Source organism: Kitasatospora sp. NBC_01302, from assembly GCF_035976515.1.
GTDB lineage: Bacteria > Actinomycetota > Actinomycetes > Streptomycetales > Streptomycetaceae > Kitasatospora.
Window position 1 is genome coordinate 1,300,308 of the sequence record NZ_CP108404.1, and the last position, 21,874, is coordinate 1,322,181.

The window sequence follows — 21,874 nt, forward strand, 5'->3', positions numbered from 1 at the left end:
CGTGGCGCCTCAGTCCCGCACCAGCGGGGCGCCGGCATCCCGCCAGCCGACGATGCCGCCGGTCAGGCTGCGTGCGTCCCGGTGGCCCATCCGGGTCAGCAGGGCGGCGTAGCCGAGCGACTTCTCGCCCACCGGGCAGGCCAGCAGTACCGGCTGACGGGTGCTGAACGGCAGGCCGCCGTGCAGGAGTTCGTCGAACAGCTGATCCACGATGTTGATCGAGCCCTCGATGTGCAGCGCGGCGTAGGCGGAGGGGCCGCGCAGGTCGATCACCAGCGGGTGCTCGGCGGCGATCCACTTGCGGGCCGCCTCCAGGTCGACGGCTGGGGCGGCGGCGAGTTCGGCGGGGGTGAGCGAGGCGAGGGAGTTGTGGCGCGGCGGCTGGCCGAGCAGTTCGGGGCGGCGGCGGCGGATGTAGCTCAGGTAGCTCTCCACCCGGTCGCAGACGATGAAGACGGCAGTCTGCCGCGGCACCGGTGCACCGTCCGGGTCACCGGTCCGCGCGGCCTGTGCCTGCTGTTCGTCCTCCAGGCGGCGCAGGTGGCGGACCGCGCCGAAGTAGGCCGCTCCGCCGGTGGGACCGGCCAGCAGGCCGCAGCGGCGGATCAGGGTGACCATGCCGTCGATCGCCTGGTCGGCCGTCACCGACTCGATGGCGTCATAGGTGGCGGGGTCGAAGAGGCCGACCTCGTGCACCTCGTCGATGGTGCGGATGCCGGGGATGAAGTCCGACTTGTGGGCGACCAGGCCGAGCACACCGAGGCCGGGGTTGCCCGCGCGCAGTGCGGCGGCGACGCCGGTGGAGGAGCCGGCGGTGCCGACGCAGGCGATGAAGTGGTCCGGCGCCCGCCCGTCCAGGTCGCGCAGGATCTCCGGACCGGTGCCGGTCAGGTGCGCCTCGGTGTTCAGGGCGCTGTAGTACTGGTCGGTGTGCAGGTAGCCGCCGCCCGCCTCGGTGAGCATCCGGTGCATCCGGGTGAGCGGGTCGTCGGTGTCGGTGGGGTCCAGGCACTCCGCCTGGCCCGGCAGTTCCTCGATCTCCGCGCCGAGCAGCAGGAGCAGTTCCTTGATCTCCGGGACCTTCATCCGGTTGGTCACGCTCTTGAACCGCAGTCCGTGCAGGCCGGCGATCAGCGCCAGCGCCTTGGCGGTGTTGCCGCTGGACAACTCCACGATGGTGTCGCCGCGTTCGACCGCCTCCGGGAGGGCGGCGCGGGTCATCCGCCAGGCCGCACGGTCCTTCACCGAGCCGAACGGGTTGAGCATCTCCAACTTGGCGTAGAGGTCGATGGTGCGCAGTCCGTGCACCGCCGGGCTGATCCTGACCAGTGGGGTTTCGCCGATCGCCTCGGTGATGCTCTCGTACCTCAACTGTTCTCCCTTGTCCCATAGATGGGCCAGTACTCGTCGTCCAGCCGCCAGCGCCAGCGGCCGTCCGCCCGGTAGAGCGCGGCGGTGCGGGCGAGCGGTTGGCCCATCGCGTGGTGGGCGGTGAAGTCCATGCAGTAACCGGCCGTGTTGGCGAAGGCCAGCAGGTCGCCGGGCTGGGGCAGGCCGGGCAGGAAGACCAGCCGACGGGTGATCAGATCGCTCTCCAGGCACAGGTTTCCGGCCAGGTAGACGCCCACCGGGCCGTCCCCGTCCGCAACCGGCGCGCCGCCCCGGGGGATCAGCAGCGGGTCCACCAGGACTCCGTGCTGTTCGAGGCCGATGTCGCCGGCATTCGCCGCCAGGCGCACCAGCGGCTCGCCGGCCGCGCTCCGGCGGACCTCGACGACCCGTGCCAGCACCGCGCCGCACTGGTCGACCAGCGCGCGACCGGGTTCGACGACCAGGTCGTAGAGGCTCTCCAGCAGCAGGGTGGCCAGCGGACGCCCCAGCTCGGGGGCCGGCAGGTTCAGCAGTTCGTCCAGGTAGCCCCCGGCGGCGAGCGACCGGTGGGCGGGGTAGAGGCCGAGCGTGCCGCGCACGGTGCCGGACTCGGCGCGCAGCCCGTAGCCGTGGCCCTGCCAGGTCAGCGGTGGCCTGCGGCCCAGCACGGCGTTGGTCAGCTCGGTGCCGTAGCGCTCCCACTGGGCCTGGTCGGCCAGGTAGTTGACCCCGTAGCCGCCGCCCACGTCGACCGCGCGCGGGCTCAGGCCGCGCCGGCGGCAGGCGTCCAGCGCGCCGATGCAGGCCTCCAGGGCGATCGCCTTCTCCGGCAGGCCCACGGTGTCCAGGTGGTAGGCGGCGCCGGTGAGTTCGACCACGTCCTGGTGCCGCTCCACCGCGTCCAGCAGCTCGTCCAGCTCGGCCAGGTCGGTGCCGAACCGGCTCGGCCGGCTGAGCAGCGTCACGCCCGGGCCGTGGAAGCCCGACAGCCGCAGCAGCACCGGAACCCGGGGCAGCCCGTGTTTGCGCACCAGTGCGGCCAGTTCCTCCAGTTCGGCGCGCGAGTCGAGGTTGACGGTGACGCCCAGCCGGGCGGCCAGCCAGAGGAACTCCGGGTTCTTGGGGCCGGTGGCCATGATCCGCGCCGGGGTGAAACCGGCGCCCAGCGCGTGCTGCAGCTCGGCCACCGAGGCGACGTCCATCCCCACCGCCAGCGCGGCGAGTTGGCGGGCCAGCGCACTGGACCGGTTGGCCTTGTGCGCGAAGAAGATCTCCCCGGCGAGGTGGTGGCTGCGGTAGACGGCACGGAACCCCTCGACGTTCTCGGCGAGTTGTTCGGGCAGCACCAGGTTGAGCGGTGAGCCCAGGGCATCGGTCAGTGAGTGCAGCAGTTCGGTCGCTGCCAGGACCGAGGCGAGCAGCGGCGCGAGTCTGGGCGTCAGACAGAGCGGTTCGCGCTCCGGCGCCGGCCGGTCGGGCGGTTGCCCCGCTGGCGGCGGCCGGTGCGGCGGTGGTGGTTGCATGGCGGTGTCCCCTCCCCCTCCGTCCGCAACGGTAACCGCTCCGCTCACCCGAAGAACAGGGCGCGGACACGCTCCGGTGGTCAGTGGCTACGCCCGGTCCACTGCGGCTCGACCCGCTCCCAGTCGGCCTCCCAGGCCGCCTCGCCGCGCCGCTCCAGGGCCCGCTGCCGCAGGCCGTAGCCGATCCAGGCCGCACCGTCGACCACGGCCAGCGCGCCCAGCCCGTACAGTGCGGCGGCTGCGGCCAACTCTCCGTAGGGCTCCGGCGGTGTGCTGGGGATCCCGCTGTCGCCGACCCAGAGCAGCAGGTGACTGCCGGCCGGGGTGTCGCCCGGCACCCCGATCACGCCGGTGTGCGTATCGCCGCCCGGATAGGCCCAGCTGGCCTGGGCCTGCGCCGCCCACGGGGAGCCGGTCGGGCTCGCGGTCGAGGCCGCCAGAGTGGTCGCGGTGACCTCGTGGCGGTGCAGCGCCGACTGCTGGGCGTGCGCCCGGGCGCCGCCCAGCAGGACCGCGAAGACCACCGCGCCGACCGCGAGGGAGAGTGCCACCGCCGCCACCAGCGCGATCAGCAGCCGGCTGCGGGAGCGGTCGACCGGGCGGCAGAGCGGGTTGTGCTCCCGTCCGACGGCCCGCCGAAGGTGGCAGCTCACGGGCACATGGCCGACCGCGGACCGATGCGAGAGGGATGCGGCTGACATGGCACGCCTCCTCGGTACTCGACGGGCGGCCGCCGGACGCCACCGACAGGCCTCTGGTACCAGTCTGCGCCCAGTGGCGGGCGGCGGCTGCGTCGAGTTTCGCCGCCGCCCGCGCCGGGCCCCTCAGGGAGCCGTCAGATGCACCCGCGTGGTCCGCCCGTCACGCACGGTCACCGTGCGCCAGCGCCCGCACCAGCTTGGCGCCGTCCACCGTGCCCACGCCGGTCGCCTGGTCGTAGCCCGGTCCGGCGGTGTAGCCGTCCGCGCCGGTCGACCCGCTGGTGACGTCCACCAGGCCGGCCGAGTGGTGGGCGTAGAGCCGGTAGAGGTCGTTGTCGATCTGGCCGAGCCGGTGGCCGGCTGCCTGGTCGGCCAGCGCCACCACGGCGGCGAACAGCGGCGAGGACTCGCTGGTGCCCGCGCCGTCCGCCGTCCAGCCGGTGTTGGCCGGGTCGAAGCTGGAGTAGAGCCAGAGCGCGCCGTTGGGCGAGCCGGCCATGCTGACGTCCGGGGTGCCGCGGTGGTCGCCGACCACCGAGCGCACCGGGTCCTGGTAGCGGGGGCGGGCGAAGACCTTGGACTGCTCGCCGCCGCTGCCCGACCAGGCGATGTCCGGGGTGGTGCGGGTGCCCTGGTCGTTCAGCGCCAGCTCGGTGCCGCCGACGGCGGTGACCAGCGGGTCACCGGCCGGCCAGGCCGCGTCCAGCTTCTTCGAGTCGCCGCCGCCGTCGCCGGAGCTGGCGGTCAGCGTGACGCCGTGCTTGGCCGCGTTGACGAAGGCGTAACGCAGCGTGGTCAGGCTGGTGTAGTCGCCCTGGTCGAAGCCGGGGAACTGGCCCTCGCTGGTGGCCCAGCTCATCGAGACCACGTCGGCGTCGTCGCTGTTGACCAGGTGGTTGATGCCGCTCATCAGCTCCGGCACGCCCACCGGGCCCTCGGTCTCGGCGACCCCGGTCTCCAGCAGCACGATCTTCGCCCCGGGCGCCAGGGAGTGGGCGGCCTCCACGTCCAGGGTGGTCTCGCCGGCCCAGCCGTCCATGTCGGCGTTCTTCGGGTCGAACGGCGGCACCTGCCCCCACTTCACCACCTCGACCTGGGTGCTGGGGATGCCCCAGTGCGCCGAGTAGACGTCCAGGTCGTGCTGGATCGTCGGCGAGCCGAAGGAGTCGGCGATCACGATCGTCCGGCCCGCGCCGGTGATCCCCTGCTGGTAGAGGGGGTCGAGGTCGTACGCGGTGCGGTACTGCAACGGCGAGTAGCAGGCGCGGTGCAGCTGGGTGACGCAGTCGCTGGTGGCCAGCGGCGCCGCGAGCACCGGGTCGTCGGCGCTGCCCGCGTTCCGCAGCAGGTGCACGGCCGGCAGCGGCGCGGCGGCGGACTGGGCCACGGTCGGCAGCGCGGCGAGCGCGAAGGCTCCCGCCGCCGCGGTGGCGGCGAGTCGCAGACGTGCGGACATGGGCACGGCGGATCCCCTCTCGGAATTTGAGGTGTCCAGGCCATCGCAGGATGCGCTCCTTGTCAATGGTGTGTCAGTTGACGTTCGTGTTAAGGACGGTGCGACAGGGTGGCGCGGGTGGTCGGGCAGCGCGGTCCCGGACACAACGGGAGCCGGCCGCCGCGATCTCACCATCGCGACGGCCGGCTCCGTTTCCCCGTTGCTCCCCCGTTGCGGGTCGCTCCCCCGTCGTGGCTTCCCCCGTTCACCCGGTTCCCGTTCCCCGGAGCCCGCCCGTCCCGCCGCTCTCCCGCGCGGCGGGCCGCCGGTCCCCAGGGGTGGCTGCCCGGCCCCCGGCCATCAGGCCACCAGCAGTCAGCCCACCGACGGCGGGGCCCACCAGGTGGCACGCAGCGCGATGCAGCGGAACCCGGGGCCGACCGCCACCAGGACGCCCTGCTCACCGTGGGCCGGCGGCGCCGCGTGGGTGCGCTCCAGCACCGCGAGCACCGAGGGCCCGCCGAGGTTGCCGTGCTCGTCGAGGCAGGCGCGGGCGTGCCTCAGCAGCTCGGGATCGATCGCCAGGCCGTGCGCGAGCTGCTTGAGGATCTTCGGACCACCGGGGTGACAGACCACGAAGTCGAGCCGCCCGCCCTCGGCCGCCAGGTGCTCGCGCAGCGCGGGCAGCACCTCGGGCACCGAGTTCAGCGCGCTGTGGTCCGAGTCGAAGTGGTGGCCGACCGCGTCCAGCCGGGCCCGGTAGCGCGCGGCGGTGGCCGGCAGCAGGTGCTCCCAGCTGCCGTCGATCCGCAGGCCGGGGCCGAGCGGCCGGTCGGTGACCAGCGCGGCGACCGCGCCGTCGCCCCAGAGCGCCTTGTAGATCAGGTGGTCGATGCTGCTGTCCTCATGGTGGTACACCGCGAGGCTGAGGATCTCGGCGGCCACCACCAGCACCGTCGCGCCCGGGTGGGCGGCCAGGTACTCGCGGGCGGCGAGCAGCGCGTACGCGCCGCCGGCGCAGCCCAGTTCGGTGGCCGGTCGGCAGGCGGCGTCGGGCCGCAGGCCCAGTGCGTTGTGCAGCGCGACATCGAGGCCGGGCAGCAGGAAGCCCGTGGCGTGCCCGGTGATCAGGCAGTCGATGTCGGCCGGCCGCAGGCCTGCGGCGTCGATCGCGGCCCGGGCGGCGTCCAGGCCGATCGCCACCAGGTCGGTGACCACGGCCTGGTTGCGCTCCTCGATGGCCCACTCGCCGAGGACGGCCGGCAGGGGGCGGCTGTAGTGGCGGTTCGCGGGCAGCTGGGCCAGGTGCTCGGGCAGCCGGGGCGGGAGCTGCGCGGCGTGCCTGGTGATGATGTCGTCGGTGATCAGCTGGCGTGGTACCTGGTGGGGCGGGAGCACCACGGCCGGCCGGCTGACATATACGGGTCCCATTGACTTCCTTCGACTGTCGAGTGCCTGCGCCCCCCCGGGACCGCGGCATCGGGGAGTACGCCGGGCACGGGGACAGGATCGATGGCATCAGATCACAGGCCGTCAGAGCGACGGCAGCGCACCGTCACCGGGGTCCGTCGGCGCCGGGCGAGCGGCTGGTGAACGCCCGCGCCGACCCGGGGCCTCCCTGGCAGAACTCCCGACCCGGCAGGCACAATCGTGTCCATGACGTACCCGGAGGAGCATCCCATCGGCACAACCAACGCGGACGCCCGCGACACGTGGGCCACGCTCGTCCGCAACACCGTCGCGCGGGTCAGCGAGCACGCGCCCGGTCTCAAACTGGTCGGCCCGATCGCCTACGCGGTCGACGCGGCGTGGCGGGTGATCGCCTACAACGACGCGTTCGAGGAGACGTTCTTCCGGCGGCGGGTGCCGGAGAACATCTTCAAGTGGATGGTCTGGGAGGGCCGCGCCCAGCTGCCCGACCACACGAAGTACTGGCTGCGCCGTGCGGTGCCGCAGCTGGACATCCAGCTGCAGGAGTGCCCGGACCACCCCGCGCTCGCGGAACTGGCGCGCTGGACCGAGGAGACGCTGGGCACTCCGCTGCACTCGGCCGGGCGCGCGGGCCCCGACGGCGACATCCGGCCGCTGATCCACGCCCGCTACGGCGCCGGCTCCCTGTGGATCGGCGCCGCCACACCGATGGGCCGCTCGGGCCGCGCCGTCTTCATGCACTTCTACGAGGGGGTCAGCCCCACCGAGCTGCGGTCGCTGCTGCGCTCCCCCGAGCCGCGCGACAGCAAGTGGCAGGGCGCGGCCTGAGCCACCGCTCGGCCTGAGCCCCCCGGCTTGAGCCGCCCCCGGTCCGAACCCTCGGCTCGAGCCCCGGCGGGGCGGCTCCAGCGGTGCGTTCAGTGGTGGTGGTTGCCAAGATAGAAGAGCAGCATCACGAAGAACGCGAAGAAATGCGTGCCCGCGATGTAGATACCGGCCCGGATCAGCGCCGCCCTGCGCTTGCTGTTCTCGTCGCGAACGGTCTCACTGCGCACGGTCCCGCTCACTGCTGCCCCGTCCTCCGGTCGTCCGTCCGGCCAGCATCCACGGCACCGGCGGATAACTCAAGTCGCGCCCGACGGGCTGCCCTGGTCCGGCCGCCGTTCCGGCTGGTGCGACCGATCCTGGAGATGAGCTTTCGAACCAGTCACCAGCTGCGATAAGCTCAGCCCAGCCTATATTGGTCTAGACCACTACATACACGCTTTCGGACGGTTGGTCAAGATGGAGATTGTGATCGTTCCCGACGCTGCCGCCGGCGGCGAGTTGATCGCCACGGCGATCGCGGAGCTGCTCACCGGCAAGCCCGACGCGCTGGTCGGCGTGGCCACCGGGTCGACGCCGCTGCCGATCTACCAGGCGCTGGCCGCCAAGGTGCGGGCCGGGGCGCTGGACGTCTCGCGGGCCCGGATCTGCCAGCTCGACGAGTACGTCGGCCTGCCCCAGGGCCACCCGGAGTCCTACCGCTCGGTCGTCCTGCGTGAGGTGCTGGAGCCGCTGGGCATCGCCGAGAGCGCCTTCCTGGGCCCCGACGGCTCCGCCGACGACATCGCCGCCGCCGCCACGGCGTACGACCACGCGCTGGCCGAGGCGGGCGGCGTGGACCTGCAGCTGCTCGGGATCGGCACCGACGGGCACATCGGCTTCAACGAGCCGTGCTCCTCGCTGGCCTCGCGAACCCGGATCAAGACGCTGACCGAGCAGACCCGGGTGGACAACGCCCGGTTCTTCGACAGCATCGACCAGGTGCCGCACCACGTGATCACCCAGGGCATCGGCACCATCCTGGAGGCCCGCCACCTGGTGCTGCTGGCCACCGGCGAGGCCAAGGCCGAGGCCGTCGCGCAGGCCGTCGAGGGTCCGCTCTCCGCGTTCGTGCCCGCCTCCGCCCTGCAGCTGCACCCGCACGCGACGGTCGTGGTGGACGAGGCGGCGGCCTCCCGGCTCAAGCTGGCGGACTACTTCCGCGCCACCTACGCCGCCAAGCCGGCCTGGCAGTCGCTCTGACCCCTGCGCCGCAGCGGACCGCCTCGAACGCTCCCACCGACCGCCGGTCCGGTGGCCCCATCCCGCCCGCTGCGGCGAGGGCCACCGGGCCGGCGGTCGGCGTTGTGGGTGCCTGGAGGGGTCTTCGGGACGTGCGGACGGCTCCTCGGGCCGCCGGTCCGGCTCCCCCAGGCCCGTCGGACCTCACGTTGTCCCACAGGCCACATCACGCAACACCCGTCACTTTCGTCAGCCTTTCGCGGCCCGCACCAGCGTCTCGCCGGCCCCGGTCCACTGGTAGAGCACCGAGCGCCCGGCCCGCCGCCGGCCCACCAGGCCGGCGTCCAGCAGCACCCTCAGATGCCGCCCCACCGAGCCGAGCCCCTGGCCGAACACTGCTCCCCCGCCCCGGCGATGGCGCTGCCGGCAGCAGCCTCGCTGGCGGTGACCCTGGCCCTGGCTCCAGGGCTGCACGCGCCGGCCACCGCCACGGCGAGCTGAATCGACCGACCGTCAGGCCGCTCCTCCCCGGGAACGGCCTGACGGTCGGCCCGACCTCATCGCGACAGCGGACGCGATCAGACGCTCAGCACCTGGCCGGGCAGGATGACGTCCGGGTTGGCGCCGATGATCCGGGCGTTCTGCGCGTGCAGCTCGGCCACGCTGGTGCCGTGCGCGGCGGCGATCGCACTCAGCGTGTCGCCGCTCTTGACGGTGTAGGAGTCGGCGCCGCGCTGGACCGGGGCATGCTTCCGGACGTCCTTCTGGGCCTGCTTGGGCGCCTGCTTCGGCGCCTGCTGCTGGGTCGGCTTCGGCTGGGTCGGCTTCGGCGCCTGCTCGGCCGGCGCGCCCTGCGGCGCGGCGGCGGCCGGGCCGGCCGGGGCCGGGGCGCTGTTGCCGGTGCCACGGGTGCTGCTGCCGGTGTCGACCTGCGCCGGGGCACCGCCCGCCGTCAGGCCCGCCTTGGCCGAGCAGACCGGCCAGGCACCCGGACCCTGGTCCGCCAGCACCTTCTCCGCCACCGCGATCTGCTGGCCCTGCGTGGCCTGCGCCGCGCTCGCCGCGTACTGCGTGCCGCCGTACGCCGCCCAGGTGCTCGGCGTGAACTGCAGGCCGCCCGAGAAGCCGTTGCCGGAGCTGATGTTCCAGTTGCCGGTGCTCTCGCACTGCGCGACCGCGTCCCAGGTCGAGGCCGACGCGGCCGAAGCCGTCGTCGCCGTGACGAGGCCCGCCACCGGCAGGACGGCGACCGCCCCGCCCAGGACGGCCAGCCGGACGCGGTTGCGCTTGGCGGCCTTGACAGCGGTGGTGACGGTGTTCTCGTTACGGAAAGTCAAAGGATCTCCCATGTCGCAGGCCCCGGACCGGGCCGCACGGAACCACGCCCCCACAGACCACGTCACGGGAAGGGTTCCGGCGCCCTGACCCACCCCCCGCCTTCGGGGCTCGGTGGTACCGGGTGGTGCTCGCTGCACCGAGAACGAAGCTAGGCAACCCGCGGTCCGCCCTCAACCGCTTGGCGAATCCCCAGGCCAGCACCCATTACCCGAGGTAACCTGCGGCTCAAATCAGCCCTAAAGCATCGAAAAGCAGCCAAAACACCCCCACCACCCCCGCCTCTCCGTGACGCACGCCACCCGCCGGACCTCGCACGGGATCAGCACCACGCAATCAGAGCGCTACCCTCCGTCAGAAATCGGCCCCGCCGTGGCCCCCGCCACACCCGGCGGCGACCGGCCCACGCCCCCTGCCGCCGTCCGGGCTAACCGCGTCCGTTCCCCCGCGCTGCGCCGGCCACCCGGCCGCCCGCCGGGCCCAGCATGGTCCCCGACCCGCCGACCGTCCGTGACCGTCCGCGAGCAGCACGCGGGACGGGGGCATCCGGTCGGCCGACCAACCACCTGGAGGACGGATGACCGTCGTGGAGCAGCCGGAGCGGCCGGCGCCGGAACTCGCCCCCGGCACGGTGACCCGGGTACGGCGCGGCAGCACCGTGCTGGGCTGGCTGACCACCACCGACCACAAGCTGATCGGCACCCTCTACCTGGCCACCTCCTTCGGCTTCTTCCTGGTCGGCGGGGTGCTCGCGATGGTGATGCGCGCCGAACTGGCCAGACCCGGCATGCAGGTGGTCACCGACGCGCAGTACAACCAGCTGTTCACCATGCACGGCACGATCATGCTGCTGCTCTTCGCGACCCCGACCTTCACCGGCTTCGCGAACTGGATCATGCCCCTGCAGATCGGCTCGCCCGACGTCGCCTTCCCCCGGCTGAACGCCTTCACCTACTGGGTGTTCCTGTTCGGCGGCCTGATCGTGCTGAGCGGCTTTTTCACCGCGGACGGCGCCGCCGCCTTCGGCTGGTTCGCCTACGCCCCGCTGAACGACGCCGTCCACTCGCCCGGGACCGGCGGGGACCTGTGGGCGGCCGGGCTGGCGGTGGCGGGCCTGAGCACCATCCTCGGCGCGGTCAACTTCGTCACCACGATCGCCTGCCTGCGCGCACCGGGGATGACGCTCTTCCGGATGCCCATCTTCACCTGGAACGTGCTCTTCACCTCGATCCTGGCGCTCTTCGCCTTCCCCGTGCTGACCGCCGCGCTGCTGGTGCTGCTGGCCGACCGCCGGCTCGGCGCGCACGCCTTCGACGCGGACAGCGGCGGCGCGCTGCTCTGGCAGCACCTGTTCTGGTTCTTCGGACACCCGGAGGTCTACATCGTCGCGCTGCCGTTCTTCGGGATCGTCAGCGAGATCCTGCCGGTCTTCAGCCGGAAGCCGATCTTCGGCTACCTCGGGCTGGTCGGGGCGACCATCGCGATCACCGGGCTGTCGGCGGTGGTCTGGGCCCACCACATGTTCGCCACCGGGCAGGTGCTGCTGCCGTTCTTCTCGCTCACCTCGTTCCTGATCGCGGTGCCGACCGGGGTGAAGTTCTTCAACTGGATCGGCACCATGTGGGGCGGCTCGCTCTCCTTCGAGACGCCGATGCTGTGGGCCATCGGCTTCCTGGTCACCTTCCTGTTCGGCGGCCTGTCCGGGGTGCTGCTGGCGGCGCCGCCGATCGACTTCCACGTCACCGACTCCTACTTCGTGGTGGCCCACATGCACTACGTGCTCTTCGGCACGGTGGTGTTCGCGACCTTCGGCGGCTTCTACTTCTGGTGGCCGAAGTTCACCGGCCGCCGGCTGGACGAGCGGCTGGGCCGGGTCCACTTCGTCCTGCTCTTCGTCGGCTTCCACCTGACCTTCCTGGTGCAGCACTGGCTGGGTGCCGAGGGCATGCCGCGCCGGTACGCCGACTACCTGCCCTCGGACGGCTTCACCACCCTCAACACCATCTCCAGCGCCGGCGCGTTCCTGCTCGGCGTGTCCACGCTGCCGTTCCTCTACAACGTCTGGCACACCACCAGGTACGCCCGCCCGGTGGGTGTCGACGACCCGTGGGGGTGGGGCCGGTCGCTGGAGTGGGCCACCTCCTGCCCGCCGCCGCGGCACAACTTCCGTGCGCTGCCCAGGATCCGCTCCGACAGCCCCGCCTTCGACATCAACCACCCGCGCAGCGAGGCCGAGGACACCGACCTGCTCTCCAGGGACCCGGCGCCCACCACCCCGGGTGCGGCCGGATCGGCGGGTGGGCGATGAGGTTCGAGGCCTTCCTCTTCGCCGGTGTCGCGCTCTTCTTCGCCGTGATGGGCGGCATCTACGACTGGTTCGCCAAGGAGCCGGCGGGCAAGGCCGCGCTCGCCTTCGCCTTCCTGATGTCCGCGCTGATCTCGGCCTTCTTCTTCATCCAGTACCGCCGCCGGGGCCCGCGCGCACAGGACCGCCGCGAGGTTGCGGTGGCGGAGACCGCCGGGCCGCTGGACTTCTTCGCGCCGCACAGCTGGTACCCGCCCCTGACGGCCGCCGGGGCCGCGGTGATCGCGCTCGGCATGGCCTTCGGCGTCTGGCTGATGCTGATCGGCGCCGGGATCACGGCCGCTGGCGTCGCCGGCTTCGTCTTCCAGTACGGCAACCGCGGCGAGTGACGTCGACGCCGGCTCAGCCGGGCGCCGACGCCACGACGACGGCCAGCGCGGCCGCGTGCAGCGAGACCGCGCCGATCCGGTCCGGCTCCCGGCTCAGTTCGAGCGTGCCCGGGCCGGCGAAGGCGGCAGTGTCCAGCCGGAAGCTCTCCGGGGCGCCGAGCTCCATGGACCGCAGCCACCACGGCCCCGCCGGATCCTCGGCAGGGCGGGGCGGCAGCGCGAAGTGCAGCAGGGCCGAGGCATCGTGCGGCTGCCCGTAGCGCAGGTACGGGGCGCTGTACCGGGCCAGTCGCAGCTCCACCGGCGGGAGTTGCCCACCGGACCAGGGACGGGCCGCCGGGGCGGGCTGCGGCGAGGGACAACCGAGGCTGGCGGCCCAGGCTTTGGTCTGCGGGTAGACGTCCGAACAGCCCCGCTCCACCGCCTGGGCGAACCACGCGGCGCCGACCGGCCCGCTGCGCCGGGCCCAGACCTCGACCAGTTCGCGGAAGGCCGCCTCGCGCCGCGCCGCCCCACGACGGGCGCCCGCGCTGAGCACGGCCTCTCCGGCACCCGCGAAGACCTCGCAGAGCGCCGTGACCGGCGGTGACGAACACTACCCGGGCGCGGCCGGACGGGACGGGCGCCCGGTGGGCCGACCCGTCCGGCGGCTTCCGCCGTGGTCTGATGGCCGGATGGACTGCCTCTTCTGTGCCTTCCTGGCGGACCCGGAGCCACCGATCCACACGGTCCTGCGGGACGAGGTGGCCCTGGCGTTCCTGGACCACCGGCCGCTCTTTCCCGGCCACCTGCTGGTGGTGCCCGTCGCCCACGTCCCGACGCTGACCGAGCTGCCCGCCGAACTGGTCGGCCCGTTCTTCGACCGGGTGCGGCGTCTGACCGGGGCCACCGAGCGGGCGATGGCGGCCAGGGGCTCGTTCGTCGCGATGAACAACCGGGTGAGCCAGTCCGTGCCGCACCTGCATGTGCACGTGGTGCCGCGCAATCCGAAGGACGGGCTGCGCGGCTTCTTCTGGCCCCGGCGCCGGTACGCGGACGAGGCCGAGGCGAGCCGGACCGCCGACCTGCTGCGGGCGGCACTTGCTGATCCGATCGGGTGAACTGACGCCCTCCCAGGAATACGGCGACCGCGCCGGGCACTGTGATCGGCATGGCTACTCTTGGACTGATCGGCAGCGGACACATCGGCGGCTCCCTGGCCCGGCTCGCGGTGAACGCCGGCCTCGACGTGGTGCTCAGCAACTCGCGCGGCCCCGAGACCCTCGCAGACCTGGTGGCGGAGCTGGGCCCGCGAGCTCGCGCCGCCACCCCGGCCGAGGCTGCGGAGGCCGGCGACTGGGTGGTGGTGACCATCCCGCTGAAGAACGCCTTCGAGCTCGACGCCGCCCCGCTGGCCGGCCGTCTGGTGCTCGACACCGGCAACTACTACCCCGACCGCGACGGCCACTTCGCCGAGCTCGACTCCGGCGAATTCACCAGCAGCGAGCTGGTCCAGCGCCACCTGGCCGGCGCCACGGTCGTCAAGGTGTTCAACAACATCTACTTCGGCCACCTGCTGAGCCTGGCCCGCCCCAGCGGCGCCCCCGACCGCTCCGCACTCCCGATCGCGGGGGACGACGCCGCGGCCAAGCAGCGGGTCACCGAGCTGCTCGACACCCTCGGCTACCTCGCGGTGGACGCCGGAACGCTCGGCGACAGCTGGCGCTTCCAGCCCGGCACCCCCGCCTACGGCGTGCCGTACCTGAAGGACCAGCAGGCCCGTCTCGACCAGGACCCGGGTCGCCCCGCCGGCCCCTCCGCCATCCAGGAGGCCCTCGACGCCGCCACCCGCTGACCGCCCTCAGACACCCCGCCGGCCGGTGGGCCGGGCACGGCCTCACGGCTGCCCGGCCCACCGGCCGGCCTGCCCCTGTCCTCAGCCCTCTGCCCCGGCCTCAGCGGCGCTTCTTGGCGAACTCGGTGACCAGCGCGTCGTTGAAGAGCGGCAAGTCGTCCGGCTTGCGGCTGGTGATCAGGGTGTTCGGGCCCGCGGTGCAGAGCCGCACCTCCTCGTCCACCCAGTGGGCACCGGCGTTCACCAGGTCGGTGCGCAGACTGGGCCAGGAGGTCAGTGTCCGCCCCCGCACGACGTCGGCCTCGATCAGCAGCCAGGGCGCGTGGCAGATCGCCGCGACCGGCTTGCCCGCCGTGAAGAAGGCCCGGACCAGCGACACCGCGGCGGGCTCGACCCGCAGCAGATCGGGGTTGGCCACCCCGCCCGGCAGCACCAGCGCGGCACAGCCGGCGCCACCGTCCGCCACCTCGCCGCCCTTGCCGCTCTCGCCGTGCTCACCTTCGCCGGGCCGGTCACCCCCCGACCCGTCGTCGCCCTCTCCTGCACCGTCTCCCCCGTCGCCCTCGTCGCCCTCGTCACGCGCGGCCACCACCGCGTCGACGCCGAAGGTGTCCGCGCGCTCCAGGTGCCGGTAGGCCTGGATCCGGCCGGGCCGGGTGGAGAACAGCCGCGGTGTCCCGCCGGCCTCCAGGACCGCCTGCCACGGCTCGGTGAGTTCGACCTGTTCCACGCCCTCGGGAGCGGTCAGGAATGCGATGGTGAGCCCCTGCAGAGTGATCACGTGCTCCAGCCTCCTCGGCCACCCCGTCGGCCCCCGCCGGTCAGCGCCCCGCGTGCCATCCTCCCCCGGCGCCGCTCCCGGGGCGCTCCGGGGGCGAAGTCCCGCTCACCCGAACGGCCGCGCTCGGTCCGGCGCCCGACGGGGGATGCCTGCTGCACACCCCCGGTCCCGCACCCCGGCCCACCGCCCGCCGGACCACCCTGACCGGAACCAGTCACCTTCGCTGTCAAAGGAGTTGTCCATGAAGAGCGCCGAGCTGCTGGCCGATGCCCTCGACCGGGTCAAGGAGGCCGTTCACGAGGCCGTCCGGGGCCTGGGCCCGAAGCAGCTGTCGGCCAGGCTGGACGAGGAGGCGAACAGCGTGGCCTGGCTGATCTGGCACCTGACCCGGGTGCAGGACGACCACCTGGCCGACCTCACCGGCGCCGAGCAGGTCTGGACCGCCGACGGCTGGGCCGCCAAGTTCGACCTGCCCTTCCCCCAGGAGGAGACCGGCTACGGTCACGACGCGACCCAGGTGGCCGACGTCCAGGTCGCCTCCCGCTCGCTGCTGACCGGCTACTACGACGCCGTGCACCGGCAGACCCTGCGCTTTCTGCGCACCGTGACCGCCGAGGACCTGGACCAGGTGGTGGACGAGGCCTGGGAGCCGCCCGTGACGCTCGGCGTGCGGCTGGTCAGTGTGATCACGGAGGACCTCCAGCACGCGGGCCAGGCCGCCTTCATCCGCGGCGTCCTGCAGCGCCGCGGCCACTGACGACGCCGGATCCGGGGAGGCCGCGGCCCGCAGCCGCAGCCTCCCCAGGCCTTGACTCATCAAGTTAGGAAACTTAACTTATGGGCACCCCACGCGCGCGCTCACCCTCCCCAGAGCCCCCCGGAGCCCCCTTGTGTCCGCAACCCTCAGCAGACGGATCGGCCTGTTCCAGGCCGTAGCCATCAACATGAGCCAGATGTGCGGCATCGGGCCGTTCGTCACCATCCCGCTGATGGTCGCCGCCTTCGGCGGCCCGCAGGCCGTGATCGGCTGGCTGGCCGGCGCGGTGCTCGCCCTGGTCGACGGCCTGGTCTGGGCCGAACTCGGCGCCGCGATGCCGGGCTCCGGCGGCAGCTACGGCTACCTCCGCGAGGCGTTCCAGTACCGGACCGGACGGCTGATGCCGTTCCTGTTCGTCTGGACCGCGATGCTCTTCATCCCGCTGATCATGTCCACCGGTGTGGTCGGCTTCGTCCAATATCTCGGCTACCTGTGGCCGGGCATGACGAAGAGTCAGGGAGATCTGGTCGGCCTGGCCGTGATCGTCCTGGTGGTCCTGCTGCTCTGGCGCCGGGTGGAGCGCATCGCCAGGATCGCGACCGCGATGTGGGGCGTCATGCTGGCAGCCGTCCTCTCGGTGATCCTCGCCTCGTACACCCACTTCTCGCCGAGCCGCGCCTTCACCTGGCCCGCGCACGCCGTCGACGTGACGCACGGCCACTTCTGGCTCGGCTTCGCGGCCGGGCTGACCATCGGCATCTACGACTACCTGGGCTACAACACCACCGCCTACCTCGGCGCCGAGATCAAGAACCCGGGCCGGGTGATGCCGCGCTCGATCATCTTCTCGATCCTCGGCATCATGGTCATCTACCTGCTGCTCCAGGTCGGCGTGCTCGGTGCGCTCGACTGGCACGAGATGCTGGACCCGCACTCCATCGCCTCCTCCTCGGTGGCCTCCGCGGTGCTCCAGCAGACCTGGGGGAAGTCGGCCGCCGACGTGGTCACCGTGCTGATCCTGGTGACCGCCTTCGCCTCGGTCCTCACCGGTCTGCTCGGCGGCTCCCGGGTGCCGTACGACGCGGCCCGCGACGGGGTCTTCTTCCGCTCCTACTCCCGCCTGCACCGCAAGCACGAGTTCCCGACCCTGGGCCTGCTCACCATGGGGGCGGTCACCGCGGCCGGCTTCCTGATCGGGCGGCACACCGACCTGAACACCCTGATCAACCTGCTCACCACGGTGATGGTGATCGTCCAGTCCTTCGCCCAGGTGCTCGCCGTCACCGTGCTGCGCCGCCGCCAGCCGGACCTGCCCCGGCCCTACCGGATGTGGCGCTACCCGCTGCCCAGCCTGATCGCGGCCACCGGCTGGCTGGTGATCTACGGCTACGCGGACCGCAACGCCCCGGGCTACCACCCGATCGAGTGGTCACTGGTCTGGGTGGCAGCCGGCGGCGCGGCCTTCCTCCTCTGGTCCAGGTTCGAACGGATCTGGCCCTTCGCCCCGGTCGAGATCCACGAGAGGTTCCGCCGGACTGTCGACGCCGACTCGGCCCGGGCGGCGCAGATCTGACGCTCCATCACCGCGAGCCGACCGACCGCGCCCCCGCAGCACGGCAGGGCGCGGTCGGTCGTGCGGTGACGGGTCAGAACGCGACGATGCCTTCGCCGCCGACGCCGTCGGGGACGGCCTGGGAGCCGAGCGCGGTGAGCGATCCGTCGTCGTTGACGGCGAATTCGTCGACGATTCCGTTGACACCGGTCTGGGCGTAGAGGAAGTGCCCGTTGGCGGAGACCGCGGCGTCGACCGTGCCGGGGTCGGTGGGGGTGTTGCCCAGGGCGGTCAACCGACGGCCGTGGTCGGCGGTGCGGAAGCCGCTGAGCGTCGAGCTGCCGGCGTTCGAGGCGTAGAGCAGGTCGCGCACGGCGACCACCCAGCAGGTGGCCGCCTGACCGGTGGCCGCGAACGCGTCCTGGGTGGCGGTGCCGTCGGGGTGGATGGTCAGGGTGGCCAGCGCGTTCGGGCCGGCCTCGGCCAGGAAGATGCCGTGGCGGCCGTCGGGGACGAACCCGAAGGGCACCGCGCCGGGCAGATTGGTGACCACCGGGGTGTCGGCGGGCGCGCCGTCGTGGTCGAGCCGGAAGACGTCGAGGTTGTTGCCGTTGGCCTTGGTGGTGACCACCAGTTGCGAGCCGTCGGAGACGAAGCCGACCTGCCCGGGGGTGTTGGTGAACTGCGGCGTGGCGTTCGGGTCCAGCCCGAGGCAGCGGTTCCAGCCGTCCTGCGTGTGCAGGCGTCCCTGCTGGACGGTGTAGCCCTGGATCGAGCCGCCGTCCAGGGCGTTGAGGACGTAGACCACGTCGCCGTGGACGGCGACGCTCACCGGGAAGCGGCCACCGGAGCCGACGACCTGGCGCCTCTCCAGCCGGTCGCCGTCGACGGCGAAGACCGTCACGGTGTTGCTTCCGGCGTTGACGGCGTAGAGCAGGCCGTGCTGCTCGTCGTAGGTCAACGAGCCCTGCGAGGCCAGGTGGTCGGCGACCGAACCGTCGAGCACGCCGCCGAGCCCGCCGGTGTCGTAGCGGCCGTCCTGGGTCAGCGTGCCGTCGTCCGCGCGGCGGTAGGCGACGATCTGGTTGCCGGCGGGGTTGTCGGTCTGGACGAACACGGCGTGGTGGCCGCCGTGGTGGCCGTCGTCCCTGGGGACCGCCGCGGTGGCGGAGGGGGCGACGGAGCCCACCGCCGCGAGCGCGGTGGCGCAGGCCAGGGCGAGACGAGTGATTCGGTGCATGGTCGTTGCCTCTTACGGGATCGGGTTTCGTTATCTCGTGACGATATGTGACGGAATGTCGGAAATGCGGGAAACATGCGCACAGCTCCGCCGAGTTGCGGAGTGCATCGGCCGATGACCTGCCTAGGCCCGCTAGAAACCCGATAAGATGATGGGCGGTGTGCCGGGAAGTCTGGTCGGCTCGGGGGACGACTGCAGCGATCGAGCGGCGGCGACCCCGTCGTCGTGATGAGGTCGTTCGTAGATGCGCGCCGTGGGGATCGTCCTGTTCCTCGTCGTTCTCGCCACCGCCGTGGCCACCTTCGCCCGGCGCTGGCGGGTGCCCGCTCCCTCGCTGCTGGTGCTGGCCGGGCTCGGGGTGGCGCTGATACCCGGGGTACCCGCGCTGCACGTCCCGCCCCAGGTGATCGCGTTGGTGGTGCTGCCCCCGCTGCTGTACGCCTCCGCCGAGGAGTTGTCGCTGCGCGATCTGCGGATGGTGTGGCGGCCGGTGACGATCCTCGCCTTCGGGCTGGTCTTCGTCTCGGCGGCGGCGGTGGGGTTCGTGGCGGTCGCGGTCACCGGGCTGCCGCCCGCGATGGCCTTCGTGCTGGGGGCCGTGCTGGCCAGTACCGACCCGGTGGCCGTCACGGCGCTCGGCCGCCGGCTCGCACTGCCGGGCCGGGTCCAGGTGCTGGTACAGGCGGAGAGCCTGTTCAACGACGCCACCTCGCTGGTGCTCTTCAAGGTCGCCGTCGGCATCGCGGTCGCCGCGGGCGGCGCGGTGAGCCTGCCCGCGGCCGGCGGCGAGTTCCTGCTGCTCGCAGGCGGCGGCAGCGTGATCGGCGCGGCGGTCGCCGGGCTGGTGTGGCTGATCCGCCGGCGGACCACCGACCCGGTGCTGGAGACGGTGATCGCCCTGGTCACCCCGTACGCGGCCTACGTCCTCGCGGAGTCCGCGCACACCTCAGGCATCACCTCGGTCGTCGTCGCGGGCGTCCTGCTCGGCCGCTCCGGCCACCGGCTCACCGACGCCCACAGCCGCCTGCAACTGCACGCGGTCTACGCGGTCGTGGTGTTCCTGCTGGAGAGCGTCGTCTTCAGCATCGTCGGCCTGGAGCTGCCCACGCTGGTGCACGCGCTGCCCGGGGGCAGCGGCTGGTGGCCGTTGCAGGCCCTGACCCTGGCCGGCGTGCTGATCACCGTCCGGGTGCTGTCGACCCTGCCGCTGACCCGCGCGGTCAAGCCCAGCGGCGGCGGGCTGTCCTGGCGGGTCGCCGGGGTGGTCACCTGGGCCGGCACCCGCGGCGTGATGCCGCTGGCCGCCGCCCTGTCCATCCCGCTCACCGCGGGCGACGGCACCGCGCTGACCGGACGGCCGCTGCTGCTGGTGCTGACCACGGCGGTCGTGGTGTTCACCCTCGTCGTCCAGGGCCTGAGCCTGGCCGCCGTGGTCCACCGCTCCGGACTGGCCCTGGAACCCGAGCACACCGCGCGCGAGGAGGACGACGCCCGCGACAGCCTCACCCGCGCCGCGCTCACCCACGTCGACCACCTCGACACCCTCGAAGCCATGCCCGAGCCGGTCATCGACCGGGTCCGGCGCGCCCTGCAGTCCCGCCTCGACCGGGACGACGAGGCACCGGACGGCACCTCCGTCGATGCCGCCCTGCGCGCGCTGCGCCACGAGGTGCTGGCCGTCCAGAACGCCCAACTGCGCCACCTCTACGACGAACACCGCATCAGTGACGCCACCCGTCGAAGCCTGCAGCACGACCTCGACCGCCAGGAGGCCGCACTCGGCGGTCAGTGAGGGCAGCCCCGGTGCACCGGCCGGGGGTGTCAGCCGCGCCGACCCGCTACCCCACCGCCGCCGTCCGGCGCTCGAACACCTCGGGCCGGGCGCCCGCCAGCGCGGTGGCCAGCGCCCCGCGCAGCACCGCCTCGTCCCCCAGCAGGCCGGCCGCCACCCGCGGCCGCAGCGGAGTGAGCCGGTGCAGCTCACGCTCCAGCGGTTCGATCAGCAGGTCGGCGCCGTGGCCGAGACCGCCGCCCAGCACCACCAGGTCCGGATCCAGCACGGCGGCCACCACCGCGACCGCGAAGGCCAGGTGCTCCGCCTCGCGCAGCACGGCCGCCCGCGCGGCCGGTTCGCCCGACCGGGCCGCCTCGAAGACCCGCTTGGCCGTCAGCGTCCCGCGCATGCCCAGCTCCCGGGCCGAGCGCACCACGGACTCCGCGGCGGCGGTGTCCTCCAGGGTGTGCGCGCCGCCCGGCATCGGCAGCAGCCCGATCTCACCGGCCGCACCCCCGGCGCCCGGCTGGAGTTCGCCGTCGACCACCACGCCCATGCCCAGGCCGGTGCCGATCAGCAGGTAGACGAAGACCCGGCTGCCGGCGCCCACCCCGTCGGCGTACTCGCCCAGCGCGGCGAGATTGGCGTCGTTGTGCACGCTGATCCCGGTCTCCAGGCCGGCCGCGATCCGCTCGAACAGCCCGCGCCGTCCCCAGCCCGGCAGGTTGCCGGCGTAGTGCACCCGGCGCTGCGACGCGTCCCACACGCCGGGCGAGCCGATCGCCGCGTGCACCACCTCGGACGGGCGCAGTCCGGCCTCCTCGGTGGTCTCGCGCGCCGCGGCGACGACCGCGTCCGCGACCGCGTTGGCGCTGCGCCCCCGGTTGGGCACGTCGCGCCGGGCCACGATCCGCCCGGCCAGGTCGGCCACGGCCACCCGCAGCCGGGCCCGCCCGACATCCACCCCGAGCACATGGCCGACCCGCGGCTCGGGCTCGTAGAGCACCGCCACCCGCCCGCGCTCGGGCGCCAGCAGCCCGGCCTCGCGGACCAGACCGGCCCGGGCCAGCATCGCCAGCGCGGCGGACACGGTGGGCTTGGACAGCCCCGTGTCCCGGGCGAGTTGGGCCCGGGACGCCGCTCCGCCGGTGCGCAGGTGCTCCAGCAGCAGCCACTCGTTGTTGCTGCGCAGCCGCTGCCGGTTCCAGGGCTGCGCCACCTGCGGCCCGCCCTGGGATGCGGCACCCGTCGGCGGGCGCGAGTTCATCGATGCCTCCGGGGCCGTCACCGTGTCGTCGTCAGGTCGTCCTCTGCCGCAGCCACTCTATGCAACACGGCTGACCTGCGGGAGGAGTCGGCCGGGGCGGGCCACCGGCACGGGCCGTCGGGCCGACGGTGGC

The 21,874-nt window shown here is 73.0% G+C and carries 21 protein-coding genes and 1 pseudogene; 10 read left to right on the forward strand and 12 right to left on the reverse strand.

Annotation, left to right across the window (positions count from 1 at the left end; genetic code table 11):
- Positions 1-9 precede the first annotated feature (9 nt).
- The 5 genes from OG294_RS05805 to OG294_RS05825 form a co-directional block, all read right to left on the reverse strand.
- Complete coding sequence (locus tag OG294_RS05805) at positions 10-1,371, reverse strand: pyridoxal-phosphate dependent enzyme (RefSeq protein ID WP_327065321.1); 1,362 nt, start codon at positions 1,369-1,371, stop codon at positions 10-12.
- The gene (locus tag OG294_RS05810) at positions 1,368-2,894 is read right to left on the reverse strand and encodes an alanine racemase (protein ID WP_327065322.1); all 1,527 of its coding nucleotides are present in this window, start codon (positions 2,892-2,894) and stop codon (positions 1,368-1,370) included. Before OG294_RS05810 ends, OG294_RS05805 begins: the two co-directional genes overlap by 4 nt.
- An 80-nt stretch (positions 2,895-2,974) precedes the next feature.
- Complete coding sequence (locus OG294_RS05815) at positions 2,975-3,595, reverse strand: Rv1733c family protein (RefSeq protein ID WP_327065323.1); 621 nt, start codon at positions 3,593-3,595, stop codon at positions 2,975-2,977.
- A 160-nt stretch (positions 3,596-3,755) separates the two neighbouring features.
- Positions 3,756-5,051 carry a S53 family peptidase gene (locus OG294_RS05820; RefSeq protein WP_327065324.1) on the reverse strand — a complete coding sequence of 432 codons (1,296 nt, stop codon included), beginning with the start codon at positions 5,049-5,051 and terminating at the stop codon, positions 3,756-3,758.
- Between the two features lie 354 nt (positions 5,052-5,405).
- Positions 5,406-6,461, reverse strand: coding sequence for a PhlD (locus tag OG294_RS05825; protein ID WP_327065325.1), 1,056 nt, complete (start codon positions 6,459-6,461; stop codon positions 5,406-5,408).
- Positions 6,462-6,686: 225 nt separating this feature from the next.
- Here OG294_RS05825 and OG294_RS05830 point away from each other — a divergent pair, with 225 nt between their 5' ends.
- Positions 6,687-7,289: a hypothetical protein gene (locus tag OG294_RS05830; RefSeq protein ID WP_327065326.1), complete on the forward strand. Its 603-nt coding sequence runs from the start codon at positions 6,687-6,689 to the stop codon at positions 7,287-7,289.
- Positions 7,290-7,378: 89 nt separating this feature from the next.
- On the opposite strand, the gene OG294_RS05835 is transcribed toward OG294_RS05830, so the two are convergent.
- On the reverse strand, positions 7,379-7,516 hold the full coding sequence (locus OG294_RS05835; protein WP_327065327.1) for a DUF6126 family protein: 138 nt from the start codon (positions 7,514-7,516) through the stop codon (positions 7,379-7,381).
- A gap of 229 nt (positions 7,517-7,745) precedes the next feature.
- Between OG294_RS05835 and nagB the strand changes: the two genes are divergently transcribed.
- Positions 7,746-8,528, forward strand: coding sequence for a glucosamine-6-phosphate deaminase (gene nagB / locus OG294_RS05840; protein WP_327065328.1), 783 nt, complete (start codon positions 7,746-7,748; stop codon positions 8,526-8,528).
- A gap of 228 nt (positions 8,529-8,756) precedes the next feature.
- Here the strand turns inward: nagB and OG294_RS05845 are convergent.
- A pseudogene (locus OG294_RS05845) lies at positions 8,757-8,906 on the reverse strand (transcriptional regulator); the annotation flags it as partial.
- Between OG294_RS05845 and OG294_RS05850 the strand changes: the two are divergent.
- The gene (locus OG294_RS05850) at positions 8,868-9,008 is read left to right on the forward strand and encodes a hypothetical protein (protein WP_327071818.1); all 141 of its coding nucleotides are present in this window, start codon (positions 8,868-8,870) and stop codon (positions 9,006-9,008) included. The pseudogene OG294_RS05845 and the gene OG294_RS05850 overlap by 39 nt on opposite strands.
- Positions 9,009-9,085: 77 nt before the next feature.
- Here the strand turns inward: OG294_RS05850 and OG294_RS05855 are convergent, their stop codons facing one another.
- Positions 9,086-9,844 carry a transglycosylase family protein gene (locus OG294_RS05855; protein ID WP_327065329.1) on the reverse strand — a complete coding sequence of 253 codons (759 nt, stop codon included), beginning with the start codon at positions 9,842-9,844 and terminating at the stop codon, positions 9,086-9,088.
- Between the two features lie 575 nt (positions 9,845-10,419).
- On the opposite strand from OG294_RS05855, the gene ctaD reads away from it, so the two are divergent.
- Together ctaD and ctaF are read left to right on the forward strand one after the other, a co-directional pair.
- Entirely contained in the window at positions 10,420-12,150 is a 1,731-nt protein-coding gene (ctaD, locus tag OG294_RS05860; protein ID WP_327065330.1) for an aa3-type cytochrome oxidase subunit I, read from the forward strand.
- Positions 12,147-12,536 (forward strand): aa3-type cytochrome oxidase subunit IV, encoded by a 390-nt coding sequence (gene ctaF / locus OG294_RS05865; protein WP_327065331.1) that lies wholly within the window; start codon positions 12,147-12,149, stop codon positions 12,534-12,536. Before ctaD ends, ctaF begins: the two co-directional genes overlap by 4 nt.
- A 13-nt stretch (positions 12,537-12,549) precedes the next feature.
- Here ctaF and OG294_RS05870 read toward each other — a convergent pair whose 3' ends face one another.
- The gene (locus OG294_RS05870; RefSeq protein WP_327065332.1) at positions 12,550-13,074 is read right to left on the reverse strand and encodes a hypothetical protein; all 525 of its coding nucleotides are present in this window, start codon (positions 13,072-13,074) and stop codon (positions 12,550-12,552) included.
- A gap of 136 nt (positions 13,075-13,210) precedes the next feature.
- On the opposite strand from OG294_RS05870, the gene OG294_RS05875 reads away from it, so the two are divergent.
- Both OG294_RS05875 and OG294_RS05880 read left to right on the forward strand, forming a co-directional pair.
- Positions 13,211-13,636, forward strand: a complete 426-nt coding sequence (locus OG294_RS05875; protein ID WP_327065333.1) for an HIT family protein — start codon at positions 13,211-13,213, stop codon at positions 13,634-13,636.
- 50 nt (positions 13,637-13,686) lie between these two features.
- Entirely contained in the window at positions 13,687-14,370 is a 684-nt protein-coding gene (locus tag OG294_RS05880; RefSeq protein WP_327065334.1) for an NADPH-dependent F420 reductase, read from the forward strand.
- A gap of 100 nt (positions 14,371-14,470) precedes the next feature.
- Here OG294_RS05880 and OG294_RS05885 read toward each other — a convergent pair whose 3' ends face one another.
- Positions 14,471-15,151, reverse strand: a complete 681-nt coding sequence (locus OG294_RS05885) for a type 1 glutamine amidotransferase domain-containing protein (RefSeq protein WP_327065335.1) — start codon at positions 15,149-15,151, stop codon at positions 14,471-14,473.
- Between the two features lie 241 nt (positions 15,152-15,392).
- Here OG294_RS05885 and OG294_RS05890 point away from each other — a divergent pair, with 241 nt between their 5' ends.
- Both OG294_RS05890 and OG294_RS05895 read left to right on the forward strand, forming a co-directional pair.
- Complete coding sequence (locus OG294_RS05890) at positions 15,393-15,908, forward strand: mycothiol transferase (protein WP_327065336.1); 516 nt, start codon at positions 15,393-15,395, stop codon at positions 15,906-15,908.
- Positions 15,909-16,095: 187 nt separating this feature from the next.
- Positions 16,096-17,481 (forward strand): APC family permease, encoded by a 1,386-nt coding sequence (locus OG294_RS05895; protein WP_442789311.1) that lies wholly within the window; start codon positions 16,096-16,098, stop codon positions 17,479-17,481.
- 73 nt (positions 17,482-17,554) lie between these two features.
- Here the strand turns inward: OG294_RS05895 and OG294_RS05900 are convergent, their stop codons facing one another.
- Positions 17,555-18,700: a lactonase family protein gene (locus tag OG294_RS05900; RefSeq protein ID WP_327065338.1), complete on the reverse strand. Its 1,146-nt coding sequence runs from the start codon at positions 18,698-18,700 to the stop codon at positions 17,555-17,557.
- Between the two features lie 244 nt (positions 18,701-18,944).
- On the opposite strand from OG294_RS05900, the gene OG294_RS05905 reads away from it, so the two are divergent.
- A complete protein-coding gene (locus tag OG294_RS05905) occupies positions 18,945-20,492 on the forward strand; it encodes a Na+/H+ antiporter (RefSeq protein WP_327065339.1) in 1,548 nt (515 codons plus the stop codon).
- Between the two features lie 46 nt (positions 20,493-20,538).
- Here the strand turns inward: OG294_RS05905 and OG294_RS05910 are convergent, their stop codons facing one another.
- On the reverse strand, positions 20,539-21,741 hold the full coding sequence (locus OG294_RS05910; RefSeq protein ID WP_327065340.1) for an ROK family transcriptional regulator: 1,203 nt from the start codon (positions 21,739-21,741) through the stop codon (positions 20,539-20,541).
- Positions 21,742-21,874: the final 133 nt, after the last annotated feature.